The 18417-nt window shown below is 40.8% G+C and carries 17 protein-coding genes; 8 read left to right on the top strand and 9 right to left on the bottom strand.

What is annotated here, in order from left to right; translation table 11 throughout:
• Positions 1-68 precede the first annotated feature (68 nt).
• Together VB733_RS02925 and VB733_RS02920 are read right to left on the bottom strand one after the other, a co-directional pair.
• A complete protein-coding gene (locus VB733_RS02925; RefSeq protein WP_323338607.1) occupies positions 69-875 on the bottom strand; it encodes an inositol monophosphatase family protein in 807 nt (268 codons plus the stop codon).
• A gap of 123 nt (positions 876-998) precedes the next feature.
• Positions 999-2468, bottom strand: coding sequence for a BCD family MFS transporter (locus tag VB733_RS02920; protein ID WP_323338606.1), 1470 nt, complete (start codon positions 2466-2468; stop codon positions 999-1001).
• Positions 2469-2653: 185 nt separating this feature from the next.
• Here VB733_RS02920 and VB733_RS02915 point away from each other — a divergent pair, with 185 nt between their 5' ends.
• Positions 2654-3604: an aldo/keto reductase gene (locus VB733_RS02915; RefSeq protein ID WP_323338605.1), complete on the top strand. Its 951-nt coding sequence runs from the start codon at positions 2654-2656 to the stop codon at positions 3602-3604.
• A gap of 82 nt (positions 3605-3686) precedes the next feature.
• Here VB733_RS02915 and VB733_RS02910 read toward each other — a convergent pair whose 3' ends face one another.
• A complete protein-coding gene (locus tag VB733_RS02910) occupies positions 3687-4880 on the bottom strand; it encodes a CAP domain-containing protein (RefSeq protein WP_323338604.1) in 1194 nt (397 codons plus the stop codon).
• Between the two features lie 564 nt (positions 4881-5444).
• Here VB733_RS02910 and rfbD point away from each other — a divergent pair.
• The 3 genes from rfbD (at position 5445) to VB733_RS02895 (ending at position 8508) form a co-directional block, all read left to right on the top strand.
• Entirely contained in the window at positions 5445-6356 is a 912-nt protein-coding gene (rfbD, locus tag VB733_RS02905) for a dTDP-4-dehydrorhamnose reductase (RefSeq protein WP_323338603.1), read from the top strand.
• Positions 6357-6375: 19 nt separating this feature from the next.
• Positions 6376-7239 (top strand): glycosyltransferase, encoded by an 864-nt coding sequence (locus VB733_RS02900; protein WP_323338602.1) that lies wholly within the window; start codon positions 6376-6378, stop codon positions 7237-7239.
• Positions 7240-7413: 174 nt separating this feature from the next.
• Positions 7414-8508: a glycosyltransferase family 1 protein gene (locus tag VB733_RS02895; RefSeq protein ID WP_323338601.1), complete on the top strand. Its 1095-nt coding sequence runs from the start codon at positions 7414-7416 to the stop codon at positions 8506-8508.
• Positions 8509-8581: 73 nt separating this feature from the next.
• On the opposite strand, the gene pyk is transcribed toward VB733_RS02895, so the two are convergent.
• Complete coding sequence (gene pyk, locus VB733_RS02890) at positions 8582-10363, bottom strand: pyruvate kinase (protein WP_323338600.1); 1782 nt, start codon at positions 10361-10363, stop codon at positions 8582-8584.
• A gap of 400 nt (positions 10364-10763) precedes the next feature.
• On the opposite strand from pyk, the gene crtR reads away from it, so the two are divergent.
• Positions 10764-11675, top strand: coding sequence for a beta-carotene hydroxylase (crtR, locus tag VB733_RS02885; RefSeq protein ID WP_323338599.1), 912 nt, complete (start codon positions 10764-10766; stop codon positions 11673-11675).
• A 100-nt stretch (positions 11676-11775) separates the two neighbouring features.
• On the opposite strand, the gene VB733_RS02880 is transcribed toward crtR, so the two are convergent.
• Positions 11776-12678 (bottom strand): ChaN family lipoprotein, encoded by a 903-nt coding sequence (locus tag VB733_RS02880; RefSeq protein WP_323338598.1) that lies wholly within the window; start codon positions 12676-12678, stop codon positions 11776-11778.
• A gap of 97 nt (positions 12679-12775) precedes the next feature.
• Between VB733_RS02880 and VB733_RS02875 the strand changes: the two genes are divergently transcribed.
• The gene (locus VB733_RS02875; RefSeq protein ID WP_323338597.1) at positions 12776-13732 is read left to right on the top strand and encodes an MDR/zinc-dependent alcohol dehydrogenase-like family protein; all 957 of its coding nucleotides are present in this window, start codon (positions 12776-12778) and stop codon (positions 13730-13732) included.
• 65 nt (positions 13733-13797) lie between these two features.
• Here the strand turns inward: VB733_RS02875 and VB733_RS02870 are convergent, their stop codons facing one another.
• The 3 genes from VB733_RS02870 to VB733_RS02860 all read right to left on the bottom strand — a co-directional run bounded on the left by VB733_RS02870 (position 13798) and on the right by VB733_RS02860 (position 16538).
• Positions 13798-14085, bottom strand: coding sequence for a hypothetical protein (locus VB733_RS02870; protein ID WP_323338596.1), 288 nt, complete (start codon positions 14083-14085; stop codon positions 13798-13800).
• 231 nt (positions 14086-14316) lie between these two features.
• Positions 14317-15324 (bottom strand): chlorophyll synthase ChlG, encoded by a 1008-nt coding sequence (chlG, locus tag VB733_RS02865; RefSeq protein ID WP_323338723.1) that lies wholly within the window; start codon positions 15322-15324, stop codon positions 14317-14319.
• 116 nt (positions 15325-15440) lie between these two features.
• Complete coding sequence (locus VB733_RS02860) at positions 15441-16538, bottom strand: ArsA family ATPase (RefSeq protein WP_323338595.1); 1098 nt, start codon at positions 16536-16538, stop codon at positions 15441-15443.
• A gap of 582 nt (positions 16539-17120) precedes the next feature.
• On the opposite strand from VB733_RS02860, the gene VB733_RS02855 reads away from it, so the two are divergent.
• The gene (locus VB733_RS02855; protein WP_323338594.1) at positions 17121-17303 is read left to right on the top strand and encodes a hypothetical protein; all 183 of its coding nucleotides are present in this window, start codon (positions 17121-17123) and stop codon (positions 17301-17303) included.
• On the opposite strand, the gene VB733_RS02850 is transcribed toward VB733_RS02855, so the two are convergent.
• Entirely contained in the window at positions 17290-17481 is a 192-nt protein-coding gene (locus VB733_RS02850) for a DUF2862 domain-containing protein (protein WP_096612000.1), read from the bottom strand. The genes VB733_RS02855 and VB733_RS02850 overlap by 14 nt on opposite strands.
• Positions 17482-17603: 122 nt before the next feature.
• Between VB733_RS02850 and VB733_RS02845 the strand changes: the two genes are divergently transcribed.
• Complete coding sequence (locus tag VB733_RS02845) at positions 17604-18377, top strand: Uma2 family endonuclease (RefSeq protein WP_323338593.1); 774 nt, start codon at positions 17604-17606, stop codon at positions 18375-18377.
• Positions 18378-18417 lie beyond the last annotated feature (40 nt).

The raw sequence follows: 18417 nt of genomic DNA, 5'->3' as shown, positions 1-18417 counted from the left end.
CCTGTAGTGCAGGCATCTTGCCCGCTACAGCAACAACAAGATGGATAATTTCTTTTTCGCAAATCACCTTAAATTTTCACATTTTGAAGAAAAGGTTCAAATATAGAAATCAATTCCGGGCGACTCACTACCAAAGTCGGGAAAGAAATATTACTGTAATCCACTCCTGGAGATGCGGGAAAAGGTTCTATTTTCAAGGATTTCCAACAACCCCCAGCTGCTTGGAGAATTACCCAAGCTGCGGCGATATCCCAAATTTTCGGTGTAGCTTCAATAGTTCCCAAAACAGAGCCATTGGCAACGGTTAAAAAATTATAACTAGCTACCCCTAGCATCCTAATTTTGCAGGGAAAATCTTTTTGAATTGCCGATGTACTGCGGGAACAAACGTTGAAAAAATGGTTGCTAGTCAGTGCATCGTTACTGGCAAAAATAGGGTGATTGTTGCGGAATGCACCAGTCGGAACGGCTAAACCTGAACTACCTTCCCAATACCCATGAAAAGATTCATTTAATGTTGGTAAATAAATAAAACCAAATACTGGTATTTTTTTGTATAGCAAGCCTAGGGAAATTGACCAAATAGGAATACCGCGAGTGAAATTTGTAGTACCATCAATCGGATCAATTACCCAGCACCAATCTTGTTCGGGAAATACTTTGTCACCTTCTTCACTGAGGATGCCATAGCCTTGGAAATTAGCAGTAATTGCATCGCGAATGGCTTGATCTGCCCATTTATCAGCTTGAGTTACTAGGCTGCCATCAGCTTTTTCGTCGGCTTGTACCTGTCCGAAGTGTTCAATCAGTTGTTTGCCAATCTCCGCAGAGGTTGCTTGAGAAAATTCGAGAACAGTAGTCCAGAAATCTGTCATTTTATCAGGGAAAAGGGGAAATAAGCAGGGAAAAGGGGAATCAGGGAAGGCTGATATTGAGACTTTAAGTTATCAAAATTAATCATCCAAACTAATCATCCAAACCTCATACCCCATAACCAATTAATCTAATTCGCTTTCTAAAATAGATGCGATCGCATTTTTAGTATCTTGTTCAAACTCTTTAATATTGACACGTCGCAGTAAAATTACAGCCACAATCATGCCTACAGCTTGTAATCCAAACACTGTTCCATAGGCAAGCACTGGACTCCCGAATACCAATTTGCCAAAATTCAATACTGCACCACCTAATACCGTTGCCAAACCTCGTGACATTGCTTGTGCTAAACCCCAAGCACCAACGAAGGTTCCGGCTGTTTCTGCGGCGGTTAAATCGAGCATTAAACTTGTGGCACCAGCAGTAATTGCTCCTGAAGATAAACCAAAAAATAACAGGCTAGCCATTAACAAACCCACGTTGGCGCTAAAACCAGACATCATAATCAAACCAAAACTCACCGCCGCCGCAATACAACCCAACTTGGTTGTGTTTTTCTTACCCAAACGCGGAACTAACAAAAAACCAGTGGCGCTAATGCCAATGAGTGTGCCAATCCCAAAAGGAATATTCAATTGAGTTGTCTGAGCAATACAAAGTCCAAATACCTCACCTCCATAGGGTTCGAGGATGGCATCTTGCATAAAAATACTGAGGGTTAGCACCAGTAAAAAGCTAAAGAATACACCAGTTTGCCGACTGGCTGTTAATACTCGTAACGCCTTACCCAGGGAAATTTGGTCTTCGCGATCGCTTTTAATCACACGGGTGCTAAAACGCGAATATTTACTCTCGACTCCAAATGTCGCCAACAACGATAAACCAAAGACAATCGTCGGCATAATCATAAATACCGGATTCACTGACGCTTGTAATTGGGCAATATTAACTACTTTGGCTGTTGCCGTCGGATTGTAGGATAAAATTGCTGCGCCACAGATTTCTGGACGTTCCAACAACCGCGAACTCACTATTGCACCAACTACAATTCCTACCATCAACATCGACCAAACCACGCCAATCAGCTTAGAACGGTTGTCTTCGTCAGTAATATCCACTAGTAAGGCTGTAAAAGGAGTCGAACTAATACTTAAAGCTAATCCATACAGAGCAAATAATAACCCCAATACTGCTGCCCATCCGTAGGTTACTAGGCTCCAGCCGGAGTTTTGTAAACTCAGACCCAACTGCCAGACAGTTTGTAAAGCAATAAAAGATATCAATGTAAATGCTGCCGCCCCCAGCCAAACATAGCCAGTACGATGGTAGCCAAATAGAGTCTTAGAATCAGATAGTTGTCCAAACCAGACTCGCACGGGAGCAACAAACTGATGCATAGCGATCGCACTTGCCGCAATCAAGGGTAAAACCTTGAGTTCATCAATCATGACTCGATTGAGTACACCCAGAGTCAGCAGGGACATAATGCCCAGCCCCATCTGAAATAAACCCAATCGAAACATTGTGAGTAAATTGAGCTTGGGTAGACTTGAGTTATCTACTCCCGAATTCGATAAATTACCGCTTGCCATCTTGTATCTAAAGTTAACTAATAGAATTTTTTTATCTGTTTTTAAGCATAAACTTCTCTAGCATCATCGCGATATTGAGTAATGGACTTTTTGCGATCGGGATTTATGCATCAGGAATTTAACCATTAACAAATTAACTACTACAATAGATAAGTAAAGAAATGTAAATCTATATTAAAACTAACGTGGAAACCATCAGACTGGGGCAAAATGGTGCAGAAGTAACACCCCTCTGCATTGGTACTTGGGCATGGGGTGACAAACTATTTTGGAATTACGGTAATAACTACGGCGTAGAGGAACTGGAAAATGCATTCAAAGCAGCCTTGGATGCAGGCATAACTTTCTTTGATACCGCCGAGGTTTATGGTACTGGATTATCAGAAAAATTCCTTGGTGAATTCCTCAAGCAAGCGACTAAACCTGTACAAATAGCAACTAAGTATGCGCCTCTACCTTGGCGAGTTACAGGAAAAGCCGTTAAGGACGCTTTAACTGCCAGTCTCCATCGCCTGCGAGTTGAACAAGTTGATTTATATCAGGTGCATTGGAGTTTTGCATTTTTAATGAGCCAACATACCCTGATGAATGCCCTTGCGGATGAGGTAGAATGCGGCAGAATTAGGGCAGTTGGAGTGAGTAATTATACAGCAGAGCAGATGCGCGAAGCTCACCAAATCTTAGCTCGGCGTGGAGTCCCTCTGGCTGTAAACCAGGTACGATATTCTTTACTTTCTCGCCAAGTCGAGTCCAAAGGAATTATTGATACTGCCCGCGAATTAGGTGTGACAATCTTGGCTTATAGTCCTCTCGCCCAGGGCTTACTCACAGGCAAATATGCAGCTAATAACGGCACAATACCTACAGGTGCAAGAAAAGCAGACCCCAGATTTAAACCAGAAGGTTTGCGGAAAATCGAGCCAGTGATATCTTTATTAAGACAAATCGGTGATAAATATGGACGGACTCCCGCACAAGTCGCACTGAATTGGTTAATTTGTCAGGGTAATGTCATTCCCATTGCTGGAGTCAAGACAGCCCAACAGGTGGTACAAAATGCAGGTGCATTGGGTTGGCGACTGAATAATGAGGAAGTTACAGAGTTGGAATTAGCTACCCGCGATTGGTTGAATTAGAGCATTGGGAAGTGAGAATTGGGCACTAAGCATTAAAGATTGGGAATTAAGAAGTTATTTCTTCTTTCCCCTGCCCAATTTTTTATCTAGAAGTACCAAAATCCTGCGTCCAGTAGTAGTTATAGTTGACGTTACCAGCATCATTGGCTAAATAGTAATAGCCAAGACCCATTTCTTGATAATTAGCGTTCATAATATTGGCACGGTGTCCTGGGCTGCTCATCCATCCTTGAACCACTTCTTCAGGTGTAATGTAGCCTGCGGCAATATTTTCACCAAGAGACGAGAATTTATATCCAGCACTTGTTGCTCTGTCTCCTGCACTGGAACCATTCACTCCTGTATGACTGAAGTAATCTTGTAGTGCCATATCTTCACTGTGATTTTGTGCTGATTGATTCAATTGGTGATTGAGTCGGAGTGGCTGCAATCCACCTTTTATACGTTCTGTGTTTGTCAAATCCAAAACTTGTTGGATGAAATTATTGGTAGTAGTGGATGTTGTTGGTGCTGGAGGCGCAACTTCTGGAGTAACTGTGTCAACTGAATTGGATATCAGCTTACTGGAGAAAGTCAAATTATAGTTGGAGTTTTCAGCTTCACTTGCTTGGTAAACACGAAGGTAGTAAGTACCATTTGTCAAATTGTTCAAGCTGAATGATTCGTTGGCGTTCCCAGAGTTTGCCACAGATGTAATCAAATGTCCTCTGGCGTTTAGCAATTGCAAATCCAGATTTCCACTCAATCCATTCAAGGTGATATGCAAACTTGTATCTTGTGAGTCCAAGTTAAATTTGTAAACATCGATTTGGTCATTATTATCGATCGCATCTCGATATGTAACTGGTTGTGGAGTGACGGCTATTTCTCTGGCAGTCCTGAAGTTATTACCCACAAAATCAGCAGTGATATACTCACTCGCATTTCGACCTTCCCTCAAGCCATAATTTGTAAAATGCTCGAATAGTTGCTCATTACTAAATGGTGATAAGTCAGAATTGTTAGCACGATAAAAGTTAAGGTCGAAAACTCGGGAAAATTTTCGACCTTCGGCTATTCCATAATTTGCTAAATGCTCAAAAAGCTGCTGATTGCTGAACCCACTTAAGTCACTATTACTGGCGCGATAGAAAGATAAATCAACAAACGGCGAAAATTGCAGGTTGCTGTTTAAACCAACTGTTTGGAAACTAACTAACGCTTCGGCATCATCAAGACCACGCAAGTCAGAATTAGCACTACGATAAAAGTTTGCGTCAAATAAATTTACGGGCATAGGTATGTTTCCAGATTAACTGGATAGGGTTTATGAAATTGGTAGTTCCCTATGCCATGAGGCATCTAGCCATATATAATGGCTGCGCGACAAAATATAAAGAAAATGTAAAGCGGGAACACACGTAGAGATTATATCAAAAGAAATACACAGATTTCTGTAAAGTGGATTAAACACATTACGTAACCGTGAAATAATTAATGCCTATATGTATCTAAGCAATATTGACAAGGACTTGAGAAAGCTTCCAGAACTCATAAATTCCATGACTGATGCGAAATCATAAACGAATTGTGACAATTTCTCAAAGCTAATATTTATTTTGAGAGAGTAAAAACCCCAGAAGCGATCGCGATAATTTGGTGATTTTTAATCTCAACGCTTAATATTACTCAGTTTTTTGAGCAAATCCGGTAAAATCATCTCTTTTTGTGCGGTGACAATTTGAAAATTCCCTTGCTTGTCCAAGTAGAAAGTGGATGTTATGGTTTTCAAAGTGATAATTAAGTCCAAGTCTGCACATCAAGTAGCAGTAAAATTTCTGAGTTTGAAAACTAATCTAGAATGGCTAAATCAATTCTGTTAATTGGTAGTAATGGACAAGTTGGCAAAGAACTGGAAAAAATTCTCAATCCCCAAGGGAATTTGGTAGCAATTGCGCGTCCAGAAATCGATCTTACCAACCGGGATAGTATAGTCAATGCAATCACCAACTCTTTTGGGAAGCAAAATAAACCGCAGATTATTATTAATGCTGCGGCATATACTGCGGTAGACAAAGCCGAAAGTGAAGTTGAACTAGCAATAATGATTAATGCCACTGCACCCGCAATCATGGCAGAAATTGCTGAAAAAATAGGTGCTGCTCTCATTCACATCTCTACAGATTACGTATTTGATGGTAATAACAGCCAACCCTATTTGGAAACATATCCGACTAACCCTGTAAGTGTTTACGGCAAAACCAAACTTGCAGGAGAAGAAGCAATTGAAAAAATTTCTAATAATTATTTAATTTTGCGTACTGCTTGGGTATACGGATGCTTTGGTAAAAGTAACTTTGTCAAAACAATGTTACGTTTAGGCGGGGAACGTGAAGAAATCCGAGTAGTAGCCGATCAAATTGGCACTCCCACATGGGCAAAAGATATTGCCAGCGCGATTTCATCGGTTATAGAAACTGCGGATATTCAAGATATCCAGGGTATTTACAACTACACAAATAGTGGTGTAGCGAGTTGGTATGACTTTGCAGTTGCCATTTTTGAAGAAGCCCAAAATATTGGTTTTCCTCTCAAAGTTCGGCGAGTAGTACCAATTACAACAGCCGACTATCCAACACCTGCCAGTCGTCCAGCTTATTCTGTATTAGCTGGTGCAAAAATATCGGCAATATTAGGAACCTTCGCACCTCATTGGCGACAAAGTTTAAGAAACATGTTAAAAGATTTAATTGTTAAGTCGATTAATCATTAACTAAAACTAATAACCAAAAGTGATTTATTTTGTAACGGTAAACTATTATTCGGGATTACTCATTAATCAACTAATTAATTCTCTACCTTCAACCAGTAATGAAAACCAGTATAAATTTATTATTGTCAATAACTCAGCTGACGATAAATCAATTGAAAATTTAGCTAGCGAAACTGTTTTAATACTTGATATTGGTAGTAATATTGGCTTTGGTAGTGCTTGTAATTTTGCCATTAAATGGATTTACGATCGCGATAGCCAAGCAATCATTTGGTTAATTAATCCTGATGCTTATTTTGTCGATGATTCTGCCTTAAAGCTGCAATATTTTTTCAAAAATCACCCAGATATTTCCATCCTCGGTACTATTATCCGCACACCGAGAAATGATATTTGGTTTGCCGGTGGTAGTTTTTTCCCATTTACGGGAACAATTTCGGCTGTTGATTTATTAAGTAATAGTGATGCTGATTATGTTGATTGCGATTGGGTTTCTGGTTGTAGCTTGATTATTAACCTACGCAATTTTAGTGAATGTCCACTGTTTGACACAAATTATTTCCTTTATTACGAAGATTTTGACTTTTGTAGACGTTGTGCGATCGCTGGTTACAAAATAGCGGTTACTAAGCAATTAAATCTAGTACATCAGCCTTCTTCAATCACTAATAGATATATCAAACAAAAAATTCAACATAGTACCTATAGCTATTTATTAACTTTAGAACATTATACAAATAATTTAGTGTTTTCTATTCGTTTTTTCCGGCTTTTACTGTTTGCTTCAGTTTTAATTTTTATTAAACCTCAAATAGCCTGGGGAAAATTCCAGGCAATATATTTATATTGGCGAGATAGAATTCAAGCCAGTCATGAATATTAAAGTTATATTATCCTGATCAACTAGTATGTGAAAGCAAAAGTAAAAAGCACAAAGTAGACGCTGTCGGTTTCCGTTGTAGATAGTAGCTTTATTTCCGTCGTTGTGTACTAGTTATCATTAGATTCGCGTTAGAGCGATTAATATTGCCTATACAAATAGATTGACAAGATAAAAATGAGTCAACTACTAGTTAATTTATCAGTTATATTTTCTCAACCAACAGGAATAAGTAATTATACGCTGAATCTATTTCCATATTTAAAAGAATTAAATCCAATCCTATTAGCATCTCAAAAATATCCTAATTTTGAATGCTATCCAATTCCAGATAATTTAACACCTGCTCAAGGCTCTCAAGGGCATCTGCGACGCTTAATTTGGACACAATTTAAATTGCCAGAAATATATCGAGAACTGACAGCAAAGTTGATTTTTTCTCCTTTACCAGAAGCACCTCTTTATCGCCACTGTCGTTATATTGTCCAAGTCCATGATTTAATTCCCTTACGATTTCCCAATCTCAAATCACCACTGACAAATTATTTTCGTTACATTGTTCCGCAAGTTCTTGCCCAAGCACAACATATTATTTGTAATTCTGAATCTACGGCGGCTGATATTGTTAATTTTTACGGGATACCCGCAAGTAAAATTACACCGATTTTGCTCGCATATGATGCAAATAACTTTCAACCTAATTTAAATCCTCATGAATCTGAAAAAAATAATCAGGAAAAACCATATTTTCTCTATTTAGGAAGACAAGATAAATATAAAAATGTCGGCGGAGTTATCCAAGCATTTGCAAATTTAGAAAACAATCAAAATTATGAATTATGGTTAGTGGGACCTAGTGACAAACGCTTTGCACCAACTTTAAAAACGCAAATATCCGCATTAGGAATCACAGAACAAGTTAAATTTTTAAACTACGTACCCTACAGCGAACTACCAAACATTATTCGTCATGCCATAGCGTTAGTATTTCCCAGTTTTTGGGAAGGATTTGGATTTCCGGTACTAGAAGCGATCGCTTGTGGAACTCCTGTGATTACTTCTAATCTATCCTCACTGCCGGAAGTTACAGGTGATGCCGCAATCTTAATTAACCCATATAACACCGCCGAAATTACCACGGCTATGCAGCAAATGATCAATGATGAAGAAATGCGATCGCATTTCTCAAAATTGGGATTGGAGAGGGCAAAAAAATTTAGCTGGGAAAAAACAGGACTAGCAACAGTGGAAGTATTGACAAGGTTTATTTAAGAGGAACAGACACAGGGATGTTTTGCATTCTCCCAACTCCTGCGTCTGCGCTTCTCCTCCCTATCTCCCTCGACTACGGCGTGCTGCCGACTATTCCTCCCACTGCTCCCGAATAAACTAAACCACGCTGCATATCCATTGTTAAAATTGCCCCATCGCGAATCACTTGCGTTGCTTCTTTGACACCGACTATTACAGGAACGCCTAATCGCGAAGCAATCACGGCTGCGTGGCTTGTGAGACTTGCATCTTCAGTAATAATACCTGCGGCTTTGCGGATTGCCTCAACAAAGTCAGCCGTTGTATGGGATGCCACTAATATATCGCCGTAATTAAAGTTACCAACATCAATCCCACTATGGGCTACTCTTGCCCGACCGCTAACGGAGCCTTGTCCGAGTCCGATACCGTGACCGAGTACCGATGTCACAACTTCGACTTTAATTAAGTCAGTGGAGCCAGAAACCCCTTGTAAAGTGCCTGCTGTCATCACGACCAAATCGCCTTCAGACACCATTTTATTTTCTAGGGCGACATTGATTGCGGCTTGGAAAGTTTGACCAGTGGAGGGTAATTCCAGCACTAGCAATGGTTTAACTCCCCATACCATCTGTAACTGTCGGGCGACGTTGACATGGGGTGTAACGGCTAAAATTGGCGTTTGTGGGCGAAATTTAGAAACGTTGCGGGCTGTTGCGCCTGTTTGCGTCAGCGACATAATCGCTGCGGCATCTAACTGCTCGGCAATTTGACTGACTGCTTGGCTAATGGCGTTGGGAATCGAAGGTCGGGTGCGTCCCTGACGGGCATTATTATTTTCTGCGGCTTCTTGTTCCATGCGTTCGGCAATCCTTGCCATTGTCGCCACAGCTTCAACTGGAAATTTCCCAACAGCAGTTTCGTTAGAGAGCATTACCGCGTCTGTACCGTCCAAAATGGCATTGGCTACGTCCGAGACTTCAGCACGGGTTGGACGGGGATTATTGACCATGCTATCGAGCATTTGAGTCGCGGTGATGATGGGAATGCCGAGACGATTGGCGGTGGCAATGAGGCGTTTTTGTAAGACTGGAACATCTTCGGCGGGTAATTCCACACCTAAGTCACCCCGCGCTACCATGACACCATCGCACAGAGCCAATACCGCTTCCATTTGTTCGATCGCTTCGTGTTTCTCGATTTTGGCGACAACTGGTACTTGCTTACCTGTACTGGAAATTAATTCTTTAATTTCAATAATATCTTGGGGATTGCGAACAAAGGACAAGGCGACCCAATCTACACCTTGATCCAGACCAAACATCAAGTCTTCGCGGTCTTTGTCAGTCATAGCTTTGATGGACAAATACACGCCAGGGAAGTTAACACCCTTATTATTAGAAAGCGTACCACCTACGGTGACACGACAGTGTAAATCGCCTTTGTTACGGTCTACTTCTTCTACCACCATTTCCACGCGCCCATCATCAAGCATAATGCGTGCCCCTGTCGGCACTTCATCGGCTAAATAATCGTAGGTGACACAGCTAATATCTTGCTGACCAACTACTGGACGATTTGTCAAGGTAAAGCGATCGCCTTTAGCAACAACTATCGACCCATTTTCAAATTTACCTAAACGAATTTTTGGACCCTGTAAGTCCTGTAGAATGCCTACAGGTTGATTAAGCTCAAATGCTGTTTGGCGAATTAACCTGATATTACGTTGATGGTCGGCATGGGAACCGTGGGAAAAATTTAACCGCAGTGTCGTTGCACCCGCTTCAATAATCGCCTTCAGCATTTCTGGGCTGCTAGTGGCAGGACCAATTGTAGCGACAATTTTGGTGCGACGAATCAATTCTCTTAATTGCATAGGGAGGTGGTTATAGGGAGCTATCTGGGAATAATCGTAAAATCGAATGGTAGTCGCTGTCTGTTCCTACCGATAGTTTGAGAATCGGGAATGGGCATTGGGGACAGATGGAAAGGGCAACATGGGATATGGGAAGGCTGAGATAAGTATTAATAATTATTAATACTTATTATTCTTGCTTCCTCGTATCTTCCCTCTCCTCCCTCTCCGCGTCTTTATCCCATGCCCATCGTCCAATTCCATATCTACTCGATTGGAATCATATCGTTAATTCAGCTACCGATGTACCGGGAAATAAATTAATCTTGAGTACATAAAACTTTATTATTCGGCAGTTTCTGTCGTATATTCGTAATATTTGATTTCGCGATTTAATTGCGTGAAGGTTAAGGAGTTTAGAATGCTGACGGCGGAGGCACCAAAGCCATTGACAACTCTCCCCCCAAGGGAACTATTAGCGCCTCCGGGTGGTTTGAATCCTACGTTGCTAATGTTTCTTGCGGCGGTAGGAATTGTTATTTTATCTTGCTTCGGTTACTGGGTTTGGGGATGGAATGACTGGGCTTGCTTTAGCCTAAATGTCCTTGCCTTACACATTTCGGGGACAGTTATTCACGATGCTTGTCACCAGTCTGCCCATAGCAACCGAATTTTGAATGCAATATTGGGGCATAGTAGTGCCTTAATGCTGGCTTTTGCATTTCCAGTGTTTACCAGGGTACATTTGCAGCATCATGGTAATGTTAATGATCCAGAAAATGATCCAGACCATTATGTTTCCACTGGTGGACCATTGTGGTTAATTGCAGTACGCTTTTTCTATCACGAAATATTTTTCTTTAAGCGACGGTTATGGCGTAAGTATGAATTATTAGAATGGTTCCTCAGCCGCTTGTTTGTCGCATCTATCGTCTATATTTCAGTCCAATATCACTTTTTGGGCTTTGTATTAAATTTTTGGTTTGTGCCATCATTAGTAGTTGGGATTACACTGGGGCTATTTTTCGATTATTTACCCCATCGTCCATTCGAGGAACGTAACCGATGGAAAAATGCCCGTGTTTACGCCAGTCCTATCCTGAATATCTTAATCTTGGGGCAAAATTATCATCTTATTCATCACTTATGGCCTTCAATACCTTGGTATAAATACCAACCTACTTATTATTTGATGAAACCAACACTTGATGAAAAAGGTTCGCCACAATCTTTAGGGTTGTTGACAAAGAAAGATTTCCTCGGCTTTTTGTACGATATTTTTCTCGGTATTCGCTTCCATCATTCCCACAAGGAAGAGACTCAGAAAGATTAGAAAAGAATGCCGAATATAAGATTAATTAGGCATACCCGGTTTTTAGATGAAAACCGGGTTTATTTTTGGCTGGCTAGTTGTACTTTGCCCCCAGGACTTATTATTTTCCCCAGATATAATCAGCAATTTTTTTATCTTGAGGTAAATTATCATCTTCTGGTGGACTTAATAATACAGAAAGTTGAGTAAAATTCCTCATATTTGTTTTACCCTGTAAGCGACGTTGTACACGGCTGGGAATCCCATAATCATAAACAATATGTCCTTGCCCAGCTAAAACAATCACCTGATAATCTGGATTTTTTTGGACAAAATTAGCAATGCTTTCTGCCATTGTTTCATCCCACAGGACTTGCGCTAAAAAAAATCTTTCTTGATTTTTACTATTACCATGTCCGCTATTTTGATGTCCTTCAAAAGCTGCCAAAACTAACTTACGGTATTCTTCGGGAGCAGTACGAATTTCCGAAAATGGTGGAACTAATTTACGTTCTTCAGGTGTGAGACTTTCCAAACCTTGGCGAGAAACTTTGCGAGTAATTTCAGTGGGAGTATTTGTGGCAATTAGGGGTATATTGTTAGCCTTCGCAAAACGGATAATTGGTGCATATAATTCCCAAGGAAAACCCCAACGTTGCTCGTATTCTGTTTGTTTCACTAATTCGGCTTCGGTGATTTTCCCCGCCAGATAATTGTTAAGAACATCTTGGTAAGGACGCTGAAACATTTCCAGAGCGATCGCGATTTTTTTGTTACTATTTACTTTGCGGTTAGATAATGCTTGAATAATTTGTAACTGGCGTGCATGGTCTTCAGCACTGTCGTGGGTTTCTCCAAGATATATTACCCTTGCTTTTGATATTTCTCCGGCAAGTTGGGTGACATTATTAACGCATTTACTACTAGCAAAGCGAGTTTCACAAGACTTTGCAGCTTGTGTTTGGGCACAAGCTGGTAAGGTGCAAAATACCAAAAATCCCAACGATAGAGCAAATAATCGCATCAGTTTAAGAGGTTGTGACAAAGGGAATGGGAAATAGAATAATTATACGGATAACAATAACTAACAATAACAAATACTCTCCCCTTCCCCAAATTTTATGAAAGGAATCTGGTTAGAAAACCAACAATTACAACTTCGTACTGATATTCCTGTTCCCGAAGTACCCGCAGGTGAAGCGTTAATCAGGGTATTATCGGCGGGTATCTGTAATACTGATTTGGAATTAAAACGTGGTTACTATCCCTATACAGGAATTTTAGGACACGAATTTGTTGGTGTTGTCGAACAGGGTGACGAAAATTTAATCAACAAGCGGGTTGTCGGTGAAATTAATGCTGCTTGTGGTTATTGTCGCTTTTGTCTCCAAAAACAACCCACCCACTGCGAAAACCGTACTGTTTTAGGTATTGTCAATCGCAATGGTGCCTTTGCTGATTATTTATCTTTACCTGTGAAAAATCTTCATGTTGTCCCCGATAGCATTACGACTGAAGTCGCCACATTCACAGAACCTGTAGCAGCAGCTCTCGAAATCCAACAACAAATTCAAATTCATCCGAGCGATCGCATATTAGTTGTTGGTGATGGTAAATTAGGACAGTTAGTCGCGCAAACTTTAGCTTTGACGGGCTGTGATTTGTTGGCAATTGGCAGGCATCAGTCAAAACTCGCAAATTTAGAAGCAAGAGGTATCAAAGTCGGCTTTGTTGATGAGATGAAAGAGCGTAGCTTTGATATTGCAGTTGAATGTACTGGAAACGATATTGGCTTTGATATTGCTCGTCGAGCTTTACGTCCTCGCGGCACACTAGTATTAAAAAGCACTTATGCCGGGAAGTTGAGTTTAGATGCTTCTGCTTTAGTTGTCGATGAGATTACTTTGATTGGTTCGCGTTGTGGTGCTTTTGCTCCAGCGCTGGAATTATTAGCACAAGGGAAAGTAGATGTAATTCCACTTATTCATTCACGTTTTCCGCTTACAGATGGGCTGGCTGCATTTGAGGTTGCTCAAACGAAGGGTGTCATGAAAGTTTTGTTGGAAATGAATGATTAATATGTAATCCTGAGCTTTTCATTCCGCGAACACTAAATAAACACTTGATTTTTAATTGAATACAATCAATACAACATCGGATTTGTTTTTGCTGAATAATCAGTACAACTAATCGCTGCTTCTGTATTGGCGATGGATGGATGGACTGTACATTTGAGACGGTAGTCTGCTGTGAAAAATTGACAGTTACAGCAGGGGATTTGATGCATTTGTTTAGCAATGGTGACGCTATGACTTGCGGCTGAATATAGGCTGGAGATAACGAGAAATATTAAGCCCCAAGCAGTGATAAAACAAATGGGGACTAGTAATGGTTGAATCGCATTAATTAAGCTGGTAAGTATTGTTAACACGGTGCTTTTTCTCTAACTACAATTATTAATTGATTAGGGGAGAATGCTGACAACACATATAAATCAATGGTGGGTTACGGCTAGCTAATTGCTCTTTTGCACTACTTGTGCATATAAAAAATGAGCATAAGCTCAAATTTTTGCGTCACCGTAACACCACCTAAGTCATCAGTGGTTGAGTCCTATCTATTAATTTTTGCAGTTTATGGCAATTTTTTGAATTTACATTTCTTAAAGATTGGCATGACCGATCGCTAAACCAACAACAAGCATTCCTAATACAAGAAATGGTTGGGCGCTAGCTTGGTATTTTACGTCATTAGTTAATGGGTCGCGCAAAAAGTACATATCTTGGAACACCATTTGGGGAATGACCATGAGTAACAAAATAGCTGCGTAGAATTGCTGATGAATAAAAATTAAATATCCAGCGATCGCAATTTGAAATACGTCTATCATTGTCACGCATATCCAAGCCGCAGTTTTCACCCCAAACATTACAGGTAAAGATTTTAAGCCCAGTTTGCGATCGCCTTCAATACTCTTAAAGTCATTGACAATGGCAATACCTAAACCCGCAAAGCTATAAACCACAGTCATGACAACGATTTTCCAGTCCAGTTCCCCAAACAAAGCATGACCAGTACACCAAGGTAAAGCAATGTAACTGGAACCCAAAGCGTAAGTACCCAACCAACCATTTTGTTTGAGTTTGAGTGGTGGTGCGGAGTAGATATAGGCAATGAACACGCCAAAGATTGCCATTACCGTAATTGTGGGAAATTCATGACCAGACCAAACATCTAAGCCATAAGCCAACCCCAAACCGCTTAACATTAACACCCAAGCTTGCGTAATCACTTGGGGCAGGGAAATTGCACCGGAAGGAATGGGACGATAGGGTTCATTAATGGCATCAATGTCGCGATCGTAAAATTCGTTAATAGTTTGGGTATATCCCGTGAGTAAGGGACCTGAAAGTAACATACAAGCCGCAGACTTGAGGAAATTTTCCCACGTCCAGGTATATTCGCCGGAAGAAGCTGCGCCACAAACGACACCCCAAATTAAGGGAATCCACGTAATCGGCTTCATTAATTGCAAACGAATTTTCCAAATCGAAGTATCGCCAGTTGTTGCACCTTTCATCCCTAGTAGTTGTCGGGTTTTGGCAGTGCGTTCCTCTGCGAGATTGATTTCTTCGCTGGGATTTGGGGTAGTGGGTGTTGATTCTGTCATATTTTGTTTAATTGAATGGACATGGGTAAGGGCAGATTGAGGCAGAGAATGTTCAGATGTGAAGAGAAAGTTTTCCATAATCTCTCGAATCCCTGTAGCTTCTGTCCTCCCCCTTCTTAAAATGAGATTATCAAATAACCATTCTGAAACTTCGCCCCAGTCACTTGTTTACCACTTAAGGCTGGAGGCAGTAAAATGTTTCGTCGTTGATCACCAGCTTCAATGGTGACTTCGGGACCATATTGGGTGAGTTTGACTTGTTTTTTGTCAAATCCAGGTAAAAATAAGCGCACCTGACGGGCATTAGTGTCTATTTCAATTGGGCGTGGTGCTTGAGTTGCTTGGGCGACAAAATTGGGTAAATTGTCGATGATTTGCGAAAATTCTGGGGAATTTGTGCCCACTGTACTCACAGGTAACGGTGCAAACTGTTCGCTAAAATTTGCCGAAGCGATCGCATCTGCTAGGATTACGCCACCTATTGTTAATCCTACTTGTTGGGCGCTACCCCAGAGATAACGAGCAGTGGCAATTTCGATTTCGTCATCTTTTGTCACCAAAAATGCTGCAACTCGATGGGGGCTAGCGAGAGCTTCCTTACCCCGATCAAGCATATTATTTGCCATATTGGTGGGTTGGGAAAAATTATCTGCCGTCCAGTTAACATTAAAAAATGTACTGATTAGTGGTTGAACCAAAGGCGATTCGGAAATACCTTTACCTAAATCCGAGTTGATAAACAGTTGGCGAAAACGGCGCACGTACCAACTTAGGGATTCCGGCATTCCCAACATCCGTAATGTATTAGTATCACCAGTGCCATCATAAATAATGGCATCATATTTACCGCTTTCTTCATATTGACGGATAGCATTTAGTGCCAATGCCGTATCCATTCCCGGCAATACTGATAACTCTTGACCGTAAACATCCTTAAGAGTTGGTGTTTTCAGATACTGTGCCTCTAATTTTTTCACCTCATCCCAACTACGTTCGAGTAGGACTGCGGTTTGAAATTGTACAGCATGTAAATTGGTAGAAATTTCTTGGGGGTCGGGACTGAGGGTAGTATTTAAAAGGATTTGCATCGCGGGTTCGGCATTTCCCGCCAACAGTACCCGTTGCCCTTCGCTAGCTAGTTTCATCGCCGAGGCGATCGCAATTTTGCTGCGAGTAGTCCCGTCTTTCCCTAAAAATGTTAATATCAACGCCATTATTAAAAATTCCTAATATTTGTCTAAATAGAGCTTGTCTCAATAATGCTGAGTTGAAAGTGTTGTAGTTAGCTACACCAGAGAGTGTATTGAGTAATCATCTGATGTGCGGCGAAATTACATCAAGCAAAAAATCAAATCATTGTAGTGCAGGCATCCTGCCTGCTTTGTCCATACAAATTGGATGCTTAGGAACAGGAATTTAATAACTTACAATTCTGAACGAATATGAAATGGTGCGTTACGCTGCGCTAACAGCACCCTACTTTTGCACTTTATTTCATTCACATTCCTTAACAGCTTAGTAATTGGGAATTGGCAGTTGAGCATAAATTTACTTCATCCTCAATAACTTCTTTCCCAATCTCTATTCTGCCACTCAGCACCCAGTACAGTCCTTGACGAGGACGCGGAGAAATCAAGCAAGATAAATTCAGAGGATGCAAATAAGGAAGCGATTTTTCGTCTCTCCGACTTTAGTCGAGGCTTTTAACCATTTCCGAACGGAATATGGTGATTTGCGAAAAATAAATTACCCATCTTGTTGTTGCTGTAGTGGGCTTTCCAGCCCCGGAGTTTTCCGTGAAGAATATCTCCCCGGAAACTCCTCTCCACACTACAACAATTTTCGGTACATTTATTTCCTGGAAATCTCCTTATGAAACCTCTTCTCCGCGTCTCCGCGTCTCCGTGTCTCCCTCTCCACATTCCCCTCTCCACATTCCCCTCTCCGCGTCTTTGTTAGCAACTTCTACACAGCTTTGATTTCGTCCTCAAAAAACCAAGTAGCAAAATTGTCATCAAACAAAACCACAAAGCCATAACCACCACCATCAGTCATTTTGTAACCTTGGATGATGCCAGTTTGCCCCAATCTTTTTGCAATAGCCGCAGAAACGCGATCGCGCAAACGAAATACTTTTACTCTCTGTCCGATTTCCATGCCAACTTAAAATAACGCAACAAACCAAGATTCAGTTTAGCCGAATCCGGTACTATACCGTAATTCCTTTAAATGTTTCTTAGAGCCTAAAATGAAATTAATGAGTCAGCAGGTATATACCGATGTTTGTCACAGCGCAACAGTTAGAACAACAAATGCCCGATGCAACTCGGTTGTTAAGTGATGAGCCAGAAATGGAAACTTCGTTGCACTACATGCAGCTATTACTGTTGGTGACTTCTTTAGAATGGCTGTGGCAAGATAAAAATGATTTTTTTATTGGGGCAAACCTGACAATCTATTTTAGTCGGCAGCAGTTACGCAACCGAGACTTTCGCGGACCAGATTTTTTTCTCGTCAAGGATACCGAAAAGAGACCCCGCAGTTCTTGGGTAGTCTGGGAAGAAAATGGTAACTATCCTGATTTAATTATCGAATTACTTTCCGATAGTACGGCAAGTACAGACCGTAACCTCAAGAAAAGCCTTTACCAAAATCGATTCCGTACCCCAGAATATTTCTGGTTTTCACCCGAAAATTTAGAATTTGCTGGTTTTGAATTGGTGGGCACTAGTTATCAAGAGATTATTCCCAATACACAAGGATGGCTTTGGAGTCAAGTCCTAAATTTATATTTAGGTATATACAACTCTCAACTGCGTTACTTCACACCGGAAGGGGAGTTAGTCCCAACACCAGAAGAAGCAGCAAGGTTAGCTCAACAACAAGCAAAACAATTACAGGAAGAGGCTCAACAACAAATACAACAGGCACAGCAACAAGCTCAGGAACAAATACAACAGGCACAAACAAGAGCCGAACAAGCCGAATTGCGATCGCGGCGTTTAGAGGCAGAATTGCGTTCTCGTGGAATTAATCCAGATAGTGTAACCTAATAACGTAAATTAATAGCAAAGAAACTTTTTGAGGTTGCTA

This window comes from Calothrix sp. UHCC 0171, assembly GCF_034931845.1.
In the GTDB taxonomy this organism is placed as follows: Bacteria; Cyanobacteriota; Cyanobacteriia; order Cyanobacteriales; family Nostocaceae; genus Brunnivagina.
The sequence above is the reverse complement of the archived record's forward strand: the minus strand, read 5'-3'. Positions and strand labels throughout refer to the sequence as shown.

Bases quoted from the DNA above. Each gene is read 5' to 3' on its own strand.
- VB733_RS02925 (WP_323338607.1), bottom strand. From the start codon at position 875: ATGACAGATTTCTGGACTACTGTTCTCGAATTTTCTCAAGCAACCTCT.
- VB733_RS02920 (WP_323338606.1), bottom strand. From the start codon at position 2,468: ATGGCAAGCGGTAATTTATCGAATTCGGGAGTAGATAACTCAAGTCTA.
- VB733_RS02910 (WP_323338604.1), bottom strand. From the start codon at position 4,880: ATGCCCGTAAATTTATTTGACGCAAACTTTTATCGTAGTGCTAATTCT.
- rfbD (WP_323338603.1), top strand. From the start codon at position 5,445: ATGGCTAAATCAATTCTGTTAATTGGTAGTAATGGACAAGTTGGCAAA.
- VB733_RS02895 (WP_323338601.1), top strand. From the start codon at position 7,414: ATGAGTCAACTACTAGTTAATTTATCAGTTATATTTTCTCAACCAACA.
- pyk (WP_323338600.1), bottom strand. From the start codon at position 10,363: ATGCAATTAAGAGAATTGATTCGTCGCACCAAAATTGTCGCTACAATT.
- crtR (WP_323338599.1), top strand. From the start codon at position 10,764: ATGCTGACGGCGGAGGCACCAAAGCCATTGACAACTCTCCCCCCAAGG.
- VB733_RS02880 (WP_323338598.1), bottom strand. From the start codon at position 12,678: ATGCGATTATTTGCTCTATCGTTGGGATTTTTGGTATTTTGCACCTTA.
- VB733_RS02875 (WP_323338597.1), top strand. From the start codon at position 12,776: ATGAAAGGAATCTGGTTAGAAAACCAACAATTACAACTTCGTACTGAT.
- chlG (WP_323338723.1), bottom strand. From the start codon at position 15,324: ATGACAGAATCAACACCCACTACCCCAAATCCCAGCGAAGAAATCAAT.
- VB733_RS02860 (WP_323338595.1), bottom strand. From the start codon at position 16,538: ATGGCGTTGATATTAACATTTTTAGGGAAAGACGGGACTACTCGCAGC.
- VB733_RS02850 (WP_096612000.1), bottom strand. From the start codon at position 17,481: ATGGAAATCGGACAGAGAGTAAAAGTATTTCGTTTGCGCGATCGCGTT.
- VB733_RS02845 (WP_323338593.1), top strand. From the start codon at position 17,604: ATGTTTGTCACAGCGCAACAGTTAGAACAACAAATGCCCGATGCAACT.